Annotated in this window: 11 protein-coding genes and 1 riboswitch; of the genes, 2 read left to right on the forward strand and 9 right to left on the reverse strand. The window is 68.3% G+C overall.

The annotated features are described in order from the left end of the window. Positions 1–116: 116 nt before the first annotated feature. Positions 117–398: an Lrp/AsnC family transcriptional regulator gene (locus CCN72_RS16495; protein ID WP_037652980.1), complete on the forward strand. Its 282-nt coding sequence runs from the start codon at positions 117–119 to the stop codon at positions 396–398. Positions 399–437: 39 nt separating this feature from the next. Here the strand turns inward: CCN72_RS16495 and CCN72_RS16500 are convergent, their stop codons facing one another. The 6 genes from CCN72_RS16500 to ctaE all read right to left on the reverse strand — a co-directional run bounded on the left by CCN72_RS16500 (position 438) and on the right by ctaE (position 7,514). Further along, positions 438–1,778, reverse strand: a complete 1,341-nt coding sequence (locus CCN72_RS16500) for an aminotransferase class V-fold PLP-dependent enzyme (protein ID WP_086808179.1) — start codon at positions 1,776–1,778, stop codon at positions 438–440. Positions 1,779–1,940: 162 nt separating this feature from the next. Continuing rightward, a riboswitch (SAM riboswitch) is annotated at positions 1,941–2,057 on the reverse strand. An 84-nt stretch (positions 2,058–2,141) separates the two neighbouring features. Further along, complete coding sequence (gene trpD / locus CCN72_RS16505) at positions 2,142–3,206, reverse strand: anthranilate phosphoribosyltransferase (RefSeq protein WP_086808180.1); 1,065 nt, start codon at positions 3,204–3,206, stop codon at positions 2,142–2,144. 122 nt (positions 3,207–3,328) lie between these two features. Further along, positions 3,329–4,966 carry a cytochrome bc1 complex cytochrome b subunit gene (gene qcrB, locus CCN72_RS16510; RefSeq protein WP_085564350.1) on the reverse strand — a complete coding sequence of 546 codons (1,638 nt, stop codon included), beginning with the start codon at positions 4,964–4,966 and terminating at the stop codon, positions 3,329–3,331. After that, a complete protein-coding gene (gene qcrA, locus CCN72_RS16515; protein ID WP_037652972.1) occupies positions 4,963–6,021 on the reverse strand; it encodes a cytochrome bc1 complex Rieske iron-sulfur subunit in 1,059 nt (352 codons plus the stop codon). Before qcrA ends, qcrB begins: the two co-directional genes overlap by 4 nt. Then, positions 6,018–6,830: a cytochrome bc1 complex diheme cytochrome c subunit gene (qcrC, locus tag CCN72_RS16520; protein ID WP_085564351.1), complete on the reverse strand. Its 813-nt coding sequence runs from the start codon at positions 6,828–6,830 to the stop codon at positions 6,018–6,020. The genes qcrA and qcrC overlap by 4 nt, the downstream gene beginning before the upstream one ends. A 63-nt stretch (positions 6,831–6,893) precedes the next feature. Then, positions 6,894–7,514 carry an aa3-type cytochrome oxidase subunit III gene (gene ctaE / locus CCN72_RS16525; RefSeq protein WP_037652968.1) on the reverse strand — a complete coding sequence of 207 codons (621 nt, stop codon included), beginning with the start codon at positions 7,512–7,514 and terminating at the stop codon, positions 6,894–6,896. Positions 7,515–7,671: 157 nt separating this feature from the next. Between ctaE and CCN72_RS16530 the strand changes: the two genes are divergently transcribed. Then, complete coding sequence (locus CCN72_RS16530; RefSeq protein ID WP_086808181.1) at positions 7,672–8,073, forward strand: response regulator; 402 nt, start codon at positions 7,672–7,674, stop codon at positions 8,071–8,073. 59 nt (positions 8,074–8,132) lie between these two features. On the opposite strand, the gene CCN72_RS16535 is transcribed toward CCN72_RS16530, so the two are convergent. The 3 genes from CCN72_RS16535 to CCN72_RS16545 form a co-directional block, all read right to left on the reverse strand. Next, a complete protein-coding gene (locus tag CCN72_RS16535) occupies positions 8,133–9,392 on the reverse strand; it encodes a L,D-transpeptidase (RefSeq protein ID WP_085564353.1) in 1,260 nt (419 codons plus the stop codon). Between the two features lie 160 nt (positions 9,393–9,552). Beyond that, the gene (locus tag CCN72_RS16540) at positions 9,553–9,951 is read right to left on the reverse strand and encodes a cytochrome c oxidase subunit 4 (protein ID WP_085564354.1); all 399 of its coding nucleotides are present in this window, start codon (positions 9,949–9,951) and stop codon (positions 9,553–9,555) included. Next, a partial coding sequence (locus CCN72_RS16545; protein WP_208638020.1) for a cytochrome c oxidase subunit I occupies positions 9,948–10,896 on the reverse strand: 949 nt, incomplete at its 5' end. The genes CCN72_RS16540 and CCN72_RS16545, both read right to left, overlap by 4 nt.

A 10,896-nucleotide genomic window follows, 5' to 3' on the forward strand; every position in this document is an offset into this window, starting at 1 on the left:
CCCGTGGCGCACCTGGTGGGGTTCGGGGCGGGGTTCGTCTACGCGTGGGTGCGCCACGGGCGTGGGGATAGAGTGAAATGCGCACCTGAACCGGCCCCTGAGGGAGAGAACCAGCCGTGATCACCGCGATCGTCCTCATCAAGACCAGCGTGGACCGGATTCCCGAGATCGCCGAGCAGATCGCCTCACTGGAGTCGGTGAGCGAGGTCTTCTCCGTCACCGGTACGTACGACCTGATCGCCATGGTGCGGGTGCGGGAGCACGAGGACCTGGCCGATGTGATCCCCGGCCGGATCAGCAAGATCCCCGGCGTCGAGGCGACGGACACGCATGTGGCGTTCCGGACGTACTCGCAGCACGACCTGGAGGCGGCCTTCGCGATCGGCCTGGACTCCTGACCGCTCGCTGAAAGCCGCCTCACCGGCCCGTTCGGACCGCTACGCCACCGGCACGCAGCGCCCCTCCTCCGTGCGGTACGTCCACTTCGCGCCCTCCGTCACCAGCTGCCGTACGGCCGTGACGAAGCGGTCCACATGCTCGTCCGGGGTGCCCGCGCCGAAGCTCGCGCGGATGGCGTTCAGGGACGGGGCGCCGCACTCCGCGGGGGCCTGGGGGGCCGTGCCCAGCAGGGTGCGCAGCAGCGGGTGGGCGCAGAAGAGGCCGTCGCGGACGCCGATGCCGTACTCGGCGGAGAGCGCGGCCGCGAAGTGGGAGCTGTTCCAGCCGTCCACCACGAAGGAGAGCACCCCGACCCGCGGCGCGTCGTCCCCGAACAGGGACAACACCCTGACCTGCGGGATCTCGGCAAGGCCCGCGCGCACCCGGTCGATCAGATACTGCTCACGGGCGACCAGCGCGTCCCAGCCGGCCTCGGTGAGGGCCTGGCAGGCGGAGGCGACGGCGTAGGCGCCGATGACGTTCGGGGAGCCCGCCTCGTGCCGGGCGGCGCTCTCGTGCCACTCCACCTCCACGCCCCCGTCCGCGCGCCGGGCGACGCTGCGGCTGGCGCCACCGCCCGCGAGGTACGGCTCGGCGTCCCGCAGCCAGTCGGCACGCCCGGCGAGCACGCCCGCGCCGAACGGGGCGTACAGCTTGTGGCCGGAGAATGCGACCCAGTCGACGTCCAGGTCGGCGAGGGAGACCGGGTGGTGCGGGGCCAGCTGGGCGGCGTCCAGGACGATCCGGGCGCCGTGGGCGTGCGCGGCGGCGGCCAGCTCGCGCACCGGCCACAGCTCGCCGGTGACGTTGGAGGCACCGGTGACGCAGACCAGGGCCGGGCCGTACGGGTCCCGGTCGGCGAGGGCCCGCTCCAGCGTCTCGACGGCCTCCCGGGGGCTGCGCGGCGCGTCCAGATAGGTGACCCGGTCGTCGCGCCAGGGCAGCAGCGAGGCGTGGTGCTCGGTCTCGAAGACGAAGACCCGGCAGTCGGCCGGGACCACCCGGGCCAGCAGGTTCAGCGAGTCCGTGGTCGAGCGGGTGAAGACCACCTGGTCGTCGGCGCGGCAGCCGAGGAACTCCGCGACCGTGCGGCGGGCCTTCTCGAACAGGTCGGTGGAGAACTGGGAGAGGTACCCGGCACCCCGGTGGACGCTGCCGTAGTACGGCGCGTAGGCGGCGACGTCGTCCCAGACGCGCTGGAGGGCGGGGGCGCTGGCCGCGTAGTCGAGGGCCGCGTAGGTGATGGTGCCGCCGGTGACGAGCGGCACGGTGACATCTCGCCCCAGAACGGGCAGCGGGGTGCAAATCGACGGGTCGACGGCGACGGTGGAGACAGACATGGGGAACTCCCGTGAGAACGCACGCCGAAGACGGCGTACGGAAGAAAGGTGAAAGGGGTACGCGGAGGCGGGGCTCAGCGGCCCTAGCGCATTCGCTTGCTCACGGGAGGCTCCCTCGACCGACCAGGACCCCTGGCCCGGCGCTACCGAGAGCGCCCGAGGGGTCCGCGCTTGCCGTAGACCTCGCTGCCTACGACCTGGTCCTCACCCGGGGCACCCCGCCACGGACGGAGGGTTGCCGGACAGTCGGCCGGGGCCTCATGACTGTCACTCATGACCTGACAGGGAACGTACGCGAAAAGATCGATGTCCCGCAACCCGTGTCCGGATCGCGGGACGATCAGTCGTATCAGCCTGTGGCCGTCAGGCGTTGCTGGCGGCCACCCAGCGCTCCAGCGTGCGCTTGGCCGCGCCCGAGTCGATGGACTCGGCGGCCTTGGCCATCTGGACGCGCAGCTGCTCGGTGAGCGGAGCGTCGGCCGACTCCAGGGCCACGAGGGCCGCCGCGGAGTTCAGCAGCACCGCGTCCCGTACGGCCCCCCGCTCGCCGTCCAGCACCCGGCGGGCGACCTCCGCGTTATAGGCCGCGTCCGCGCCGCGCAGGGCCTCCACGGGGACCAGCTCGATGCCGACGTCCCGCGGGTCGAAGACCTCCTCGGAGACCTTGCCGTCGCGCACCACCCACACCCGGGAGGTGGCGGTGACGGTCAGCTCGTCCAGGCCGTCGTCGCCGCGGAAGACCAGCGCGGAGTTGCCGCGCTCGGCGAAGACCCCGGCCACCACGGGCGCCATGCGCGGGTCGGCGACGCCCACCGCCTGGGCGCGCACCTTCGCCGGGTTGGTCAGCGGACCGAGCACATTGAAGGTCGTACGAATGCCCAACTGGCCGCGGGCGGCGGCGACATGACGCAGCGAGGGGTGGAACTTCACCGCGAAGCAGATGGTGATGCCGGCCTCCTCGGCGACCTCGGCGACCCGCTTCGGGGTCAGCTGGAGGTTGATGCCCAGCTTCTCCAGGACGTCGGAGGAGCCGGAGGCGGAGGAGGCGGCGCGGTTGCCGTGCTTGACGACCTTGGCACCGGTGCCCGCGACCACGATCGAGGACATGGTGGAGATGTTCACCGTCTTGGCGCCGTCGCCGCCGGTGCCGACGATGTCCACGGCCGGCCCGGGCACCTCGATCACGTTCGCGTGCTCGTACATGGTGCGCACCAGACCGGAGATCTCCTCGACGGTCTCGCCCTTGGCGCGCAGCGCCACCATGAACCCGGCGATCTGGGCGTCGGTCGCCTCGCCCCGCATGATCAGGTCCATCGCCCAGGCGGTGTCGTCCGCGGACAGGTTCTGGCCGTTCAGCAGGCCGTTCAGCAGGGCGGGCCAGGAGCGGCCCGCCGCGGTGTCGCCTCCAGCGGGGGTCACAGCGCTCATCGGCCGCTCCTTGTCGTACACAGGGGTGGAAACTCGTACACCACCTTATCGAGCCCCCGGCACGGGGAAGGGCCCCGTCCGGCTCGCGGACGGGGCCCCTCTGTGGCGTGGCGACGCGGGGATCAGTGGTGGCCGTGGCCGCTCGTGATCTCCTTGTACTCCTCGGAGGTCGGCTTCGGGATCTGGTTGTCCTCGCCGTAGTAGGCGTTGGACAGCTTCGCCCGGAGCTTCTCGGACGCCGTCACCTTGCGCTCGACACCGTTCTCGTCGACCGCGGGGCCGATCTCGGCCGGCGCGTACTGCGTGTGCGTGGTGAGCGTGTGCAGCTGCTCCTGGCTGAGCGGCTCGTGCACCTCGATGAACTCACCGTGCGGCAGCCGCTTGATGATGCCGGTCTCGCGGCCGTGCAGCACCTTGTCGCGGTCGCGGCGCTGGAGGCCGAGGCAGATCCGCTTGGTGGCGATGAACGCGATGACCGGACCGACGAAGAAGAAGATCCGCACGAACCAGGTCACGGCGTTGATCGACAGGTGGAAGTGGGTGGCCCACAGGTCGTTGCCACCACCGACCAGCGTGATCATGTACATCGTCACCCAGGCGACACCGAGACCCGTACGGGTCGGGGCGTTGCGCGGGCGGTCCAGGATGTGGTGCTCGCTCTTGTCGCCGGTGATCCAGGACTCGATGAACGGGTAGGCCGCCATCGCGCCCAGCACCACACCGAAGAGGACCAGCGGGATGAACACGCCCAGGACCAGGGTGTGGCCCCAGAAGTTGATCTCCCAGCCCGGCATGAAGCGGATCAGACCCTCGGCGAAGCCCATGTACCAGTCGGGCTGGGCGCCGGTGGACACCTGGTCGACCCGGTAGGGGCCGATGGCCCAGATCGGGTTGATCTGCGCGACCGCGGCGATGGCCGCGATGACACCGAAGACCAGGAAGAAGAAGCCTCCGGCCTTGGCCATGTAGACCGGCAGCAGCGGCATGCCGACGACGTTGTTGTTGGTCTTGCCCGGACCCGCGAACTGCGTGTGCTTGTGGTAGAAGACCAGGATCAGGTGCGCCACCATCAGGCCGAGCATGATGCCCGGCAGCAGCAGGATGTGGATCGAGTAGAACCGGGCGACGAAGTCGTGGCCGGGGAACTGACCGCCGAAGAGGAAGTACGAGATGTACGTGCCGACGATCGGCATGGACAGGATCGCACCCTCGGTGAAGCGCACACCGGTGCCGGAGAGCAGGTCGTCCGGGAGCGAGTAACCGGTGAAACCGGTGAACATGCCGAGGACGAACAGCAGGAAGCCGAACAGCCAGTTGATCTCACGCGGCTTGCGGAACGCGCCGGTGAAGAACACGCGCATCATGTGCACGAACATGCCGGCGAGGAAGATCAGCGCGGCCCAGTGGTGGATCTGCCGGACGAGCAGACCACCGCGCACATCGAAGGAGATGTGCAGGGTCGAGTTGAACGCCTCCGACATCATCTGCCCCTGGAGCGGGACATAGCTGCCGTGGTACACGACCTCGTTCATCGACGGGTGGAAGAACAGTGTCAGATAGACACCCGTCAGGATGATGATGATGAAGCTGTACATGCACACTTCGCCCAACATGAACGACCAGTGGTCGGGGAAGATCTTGCGCATGTTGGCCTTGGCCAGGGAGTAGATCCCGAGCCGGCCGTCGGCCCAGTCGGCGATGCGCTCGCCGGCCGGGGCCTTCCCGCGTGCGCGGGAGGTGTCGTTCGCTGCAGTACTCATCCGCGCTCCCAGAATGCAGGACCGACGGGCTCCTCGAAGTCGCCGAGCGCCTGGAGGTAACCCTCGCTGTCCACACCGATGCGCAGCTGCGGCAGGGCGTGGCCGGCGGGGCCGAAGATCACTCGGGCGCCGTCGGAGAGGTCGAAGGTGGACTGGTGGCACGGGCACAGCACGTGGTGCGTCTGCTGCTCGTACAGCGAGATCGGGCACCCGACGTGGGTGCAGATCTTGGAGAACGCGACGACGCCCTCGTGCGACCAGTCGAGCTCGCGCTTGTCCTTGATGTTGTCCGGCTGGAGCCGGACGATCATCAGCGCGGCCTTGGCCAGCTCGTTCTGGAACTCCTCGTCCGTCTCCTCCAGGCCGTCCGGCTTGGCGAAGGTGAGGGAGCCGACGGCGATGTCCTCGGGACGCAGCGGCTGGTTGGTGTTCATGTTCACCAGGCGCTTGCCCTTGGCCCACAGGGTGTGCCGCAGCGAGGTGCCGGGCAGCGGGCCGAGGTCACGCAGCAGCATGACGCCGGAGAGCGGCACCAGGGCCAGCGCGCCGAACATCGTGTTGCGGATCAGCTTGCGGCGGCCGAGCGCCGACTCCTTGGCGCCCTGGCGGAAGTCCGCGTGGACCTTCGCCCGGACCTCGGGAGAGGCCGCGATCGCGTGCCGGTCGTCGGCGACCTCGACGTCGGACATCAGGGTGCGGGCCCAGTGGACCGCGCCCGCGCCGATGCAGAACAGCGCCACGCCCAGGGTCAGGCCCAGCGCGAAGTTCAGCGCGCTGATGTGCCCGATCGGGAAGACGAAGATGTTCTTGTCGTGCGGGATGGTCACGTACGACACGATGAAGCCGACGGTGGCCAGCATCGAGATCGTGAACAGCAGGGCGACCATACGCTCGGACCGCCGGGCGGCCCGCTCGTCGATGTCCTGGATGCGGTGCTCGTGGGGCGGCAGCCCCGGGTCGGCGAACGGGTTCTCCTCGTCCGCGACCGCTACCGCGCCGTGCGCGTGGTCCTGCTCAGCGGGCAGGTTCTCTTCTGGAATGTCTTGGCTACTCATGACTTCTTGGCCTTTGCGGTCCGAGCGGCGACCCAGACGGCGACGGCGATCAGCGCGCCGAGACCGAAGATCCAGGCGAACAGGCCCTCACTGACCGGCCCGAGGCCGCCCAGCTCCAGACCGCCCGGGTTCGTCGTCTCGCTGCTGTCGACCGCGTGCAGGTACGCGATGATGTCCTTCTTGTTCTGCGAGGACAGCGTGGTGTCCGGGAAGGACGGCATGTTCTGCGGGCCCGTCTGCATGGCCTCGTAGATGTGCTTCGGGTCGACACCCTCCAGCGTGGGGGCGAACTTGCCCTTGGTGAGGGCACCACCCTTGCCGGTGAAGTTGTGGCACTGCGCGCAGTTGGTGCGGAACAGCTCGCCACCCTTGGCGATGTCCGCGCCGGCCGGACCGTACTGCTGCTTGGTCGGCACCACCGGACCGGCGCCCAGCGACGCGATGTACGCGGCGAGCTGGTCGATCTGGGTCTGGGTGTACACGGTCTTCTTGCGCGGGACCTGGGCGCCCTGCGAGGTCGCGGCCGGCATACGGCCGGTGCCGACCTGGAAGTCGACGGCCGCGGCGCCCACGCCGACCAGGCTCGGCCCGTCGGAGGATCCCTGTCCACCGGTGCCGTGGCAGCTGGCGCAGCCGACCTCGAAGAGCTTCTTACCCTCCTTGATGGTCAAGGACTGGGAGCCTGCGTCGGCCTGCGCCTTGCCCGCGGGCGCGAACGCGGCGTACAGCCCCCCAGTGGCCGCCAGCGCGAGGAGTAGGACGACGACCGCCGCCAGCGGATGGCGTCGTCGTACGGAGAGCTTTTTCACGGATTACCCCGGTGTCAGGATCTTCTGCGTCGGTGCTTCTGGACTTAGCGGGAGCGGTCCCGGCTACTTGATCAAATAGATCGTGGCGAAGAGGCCGATCCAGACGACATCGACGAAGTGCCAGTAGTAGGACACGACGATGGCGGCCGTCGCCTGCTCGTGGGTGAACCTCTTGGCCATGTAGGTGCGGCCGAGGACCAGCAGGAAGGCGATGAGACCGCCCGTCACATGCAGGCCGTGGAAGCCGGTGGTCAGGTAGAACACCGAGCCGTACGGATCGGAGGAGAGCGAGAGGCCGTCCTCCCTCACCAGGCTCGTGTACTCGTAGATCTGACCGCCGATGAAGATCGCACCCATGATGAAGGTGAGGATGAACCAGCCACGGAGCTTCTTCACATCGCCCCGCTCGGCCGCGAACACGCCGAGCTGACAGGTGAGCGACGAGAGCACCAGGATCGTGGTGTTCGTCGCGGAGAAAGGCACATTGAGGCTTGAAGCCATGTGCTTCCAGTGAGCCGGTCCGGTCACCGACCGGAGGGTGAAGTACATCGCGAAGAGGGCCGCGAAGAACATCAGCTCGGAACTCAGCCAGATGATGGTTCCGACGCTGGTGAGGTTCGGCCGGTTGACCGACGGGTGCGCGTGCCCGGTTTCTACTGTCGTTGCTGTCGCCACGACCGACATTATGTCGGTCGCTTATCTCGCCCTCACTCCGGGGGGTGCCGTTCGGAGTGTTGCTGCCCTCCGAACCGGTGTTGACGTGGTGTTCATGGGAGTAACATCCGCCCAAACGGCCCCGTCCGTCCTGTCCGTACGACGCCGACGTCGACCCGGAGGAACAATGCAGCCGACCGCCACCGTGCTGGTCTACAGCGACGACTCCAACACCCGCGAGCAAGTACGGCTGGCCACCGGGCGGCGTCCCGCCCCGGATGTGCCCCAAGTGGAGTTCGTGGAGTGCGCCACGCCCGCGGCGGTGCTGCGCGAGCTGGACCGTGGGGGCATCGATGTGTGCGTGCTCGACGGCGAGGCCGTCCCGATGGGCGGCATGGGGGTGTGCCGGCAGATCAAGGACGAGGTGTTCCGGTGCCCGCCCGTGCTGCTGCTCATCGGCCGGCCCCAGGACGCCTGGCTGGCCACGTGGAGCCGTGCGGACGCCGCGGTGACCCTGCCGGTGGACCCGGTGGAGTTCGCCGCCTCGCTGGCCGCCCTGCTGCGGCAGCAGAGGCTCGTGAGCGCCTAGCCCGACGACGGGGCGCGGGCCGTGTGCCGACACGGTCCCGCGCCCCGTCGAGGTGCTGCTCACACGGCCGCTGGCTGGAGGCGGACCGTGTCCGAGGAGGACTGGCCGTTGGTCTGGGTGCCCGTCAGGGCGGAGCCCGTACGCCACTTCTTCCAGGTGACGTTCCAGTCGCCGAAGCCGTTGCCGAACGGTTCCATCGGCTGGCCGTTGGAGTTGACGACCCGGACGATGTCGCCCTCGTGGACGGTGTCGAAGAACCACCGCGCGTTGGCCGTACTCATGCCGGTGCAGCCGTGGCTGACGTTGGCGTAGCCCTGTGAGCCGACCGACCAGGGCGCCGCGTGCACGTATTCACCGGACCAGGTGACGCGGGTGGCGTAGTACACCGGCAGGTCGTAGTTGTCCCGGCTGCCCTCGGCGATGCCGACGGTGGTGCCGCGCATCCGTACGAAGTACTGCTTCTCCAGGACCACCTTGACGCCGTTGCGGGTCTCGAAGCCGGGCTTGCCCGTGGTGACCGGGATGGCATTGATCACGGCGCCGTTCTTGAACACCGTCAGCTCGTGCGCGGCCGCGTCCGTGACGGCCTCGATCCGGTCGCCCGTGGTGAGCTTCACCGGCTTCGACTTGCCGCCCCACAGCCGGTCGCCGATCTTCACGCCGTCCAGGTTGCTGTGCACCAGGATCGTGGCGTGGGCGGGCCAGTAGTCCTTGGGCCGGTAGTGGAGTTCCTTGCCGCTCACCCAGTACCAGGAGCCGGGCACGGCGGGTACGGAGTCCACCCGCAGGGCGCGCTCCACCACGGCCCGCTGCGCCGGGTCCTTGACCTCCTCGCTGAGTTGGGCGGTGATGATCTGCCCGACGCCGTACTCCCCCGCGTCCGGCCCGAAGGTGACGCCCAGCTGCTTCTTGGCGGTCGGCTGGGTGGTGTCGAAGCTGAGGACCTTGCGGCCGGGCGCCCCGTCGTCGTCCTCGGTGCTCACCGTGACCGTGTAGTGGGCGCTCGCGGCCAGCGGGGAGGTGCTGTGCCAGCGACTGCCGTCGGCGGTGAGTTCGCCCGCCACAAAGCGTCCTGTGGAGTCCTGGGCGGTCACGTCGGTGATGCGCCCCTCGTCCTTGACGCTGATCTCCAGGGGCTTGTCCGGGTCGGCCCGCTTGCCCACCTGGGTGGGGGCGTTGAAGGAGATCAGGCCCGCTGCGTCATACGGCGTAGCGGACAGGGGGTCGCCGTCCGAACCGCAGGCGGTGATGCCCGCGCCCAGGGCGGTCACCAGCACGACACAGCTGACGACGGTACGGGTCCGCGGAATGTGGTTCATACGATCACGCTATGAGATGGAGACCCTACTGGCGCGGTACGTAACCCATACGAGGGAACGACACTCCCGCATCCGAGGGACACCCGCTCGGCACGCGAAAAAGCCGGAAGCCCGGACCCTCTTGACGGAGGGTCCGGGCTTCCGGATGGTGCTCGGGGTCTTACTGGGTGCGGTTCTCACCGTGGTAGTACTCGAACACCCAGCCGAACAGACCGATCACGATGAACGGCGCGGAGAAGTAGATCAGCCACCAGCCGACCGCGATGCTGAGGAAGGCGATCGCACCGCCGAAGCCCAGCATGAGCGGCTGCCAGCTGTGCGGGCTGAAGAAGCCCAGCTCGCCCGCGTCGTCCGCGACATCGGCCTCCGTGTCGTCCTGCGCACCGGCGTCCACCCGGCGGGCGGTGAAGCCCAGGTAGAAGCCGATCATGATCGACAGGCCGAAGGCCAGGAAGAGCGCCGTGGTGCCGGCCGGCTCCTTCGACCACACGCCATACACGATGGCCATGATCAGGATGAAGAAGCTCAGCCAGATGAACATCCGGCCCTGGATCTTCACTTGCCGGCCTCCTTGCTGTCCGCGACGGCAGGCGCGTGACCGGCGTACTCGAGCTGTTCGAGCGCGGCGATCTCGGGGTGGTGCAGGTCGAACGCCGGGGATTCACTGCGGATCCGCGGCAGGGTGGTGAAGTTGTGCCGCGGCGGCGGGCAGGAGGTCGCCCACTCCAGCGAGCGGCCGTAGCCCCACGGGTCGTCCACGCCGACCGGCTTGCCGTACTTGGCCGTCTTCCAGATGTTGTAGAGGAACGGCAGGATCGACAGGCCGAGGAGGAACGAACCGATGGTGGACACCGTGTTCAGCGCGGTGAAGCCGTCGGCCGCCAGGTAGTCGGCGTAACGCCGCGGCATGCCCTCGGCGCCCAGCCAGTGCTGGACGAGGAAGGTGGTGTGGAAGCCGATGAACAGCGTCCAGAAGGTGATCTTGCCGAGGCGCTCGTCCAGCATCTTGCCGGTGAACTTCGGCCACCAGAAGTGGAAGCCGGAGAACATCGCGAAGACGACCGTACCGAAGACCACGTAGTGGAAGTGGGCCACCACGAAGTACGAGTCCGAGACGTGGAAGTCCATCGGCGGCGCGGCCAGGATGACACCGGTCAGACCACCGAAGGTGAAGGTGATCAGGAAGCCGGTCGCCCAGAGCATCGGTGTCTCGAAGGACAGCGAGCCCTTCCACATGGTGCCGATCCAGTTGAAGAACTTCACGCCCGTCGGCACAGCGATCAGGAAGGTCATGAAGGAGAAGAACGGCAGCAGCACACCGCCGGTGACGTACATGTGGTGCGCCCACACCGTCACGGACAGACCCGCGATGGAGATCGTCGCGGCGATCAGGCCCATGTAGCCGAACATCGGCTTACGGGAGAAGACCGGGATGACCTCGGAGATGATGCCGAAGAACGGCAGGGCGATGATGTACACCTCTGGATGGCCGAAGAACCAGAAG

This window comes from Streptomyces murinus, from assembly GCF_002154555.1.
GTDB classification, from domain to species: domain Bacteria; phylum Actinomycetota; class Actinomycetes; order Streptomycetales; family Streptomycetaceae; genus Streptomyces; species Streptomyces murinus.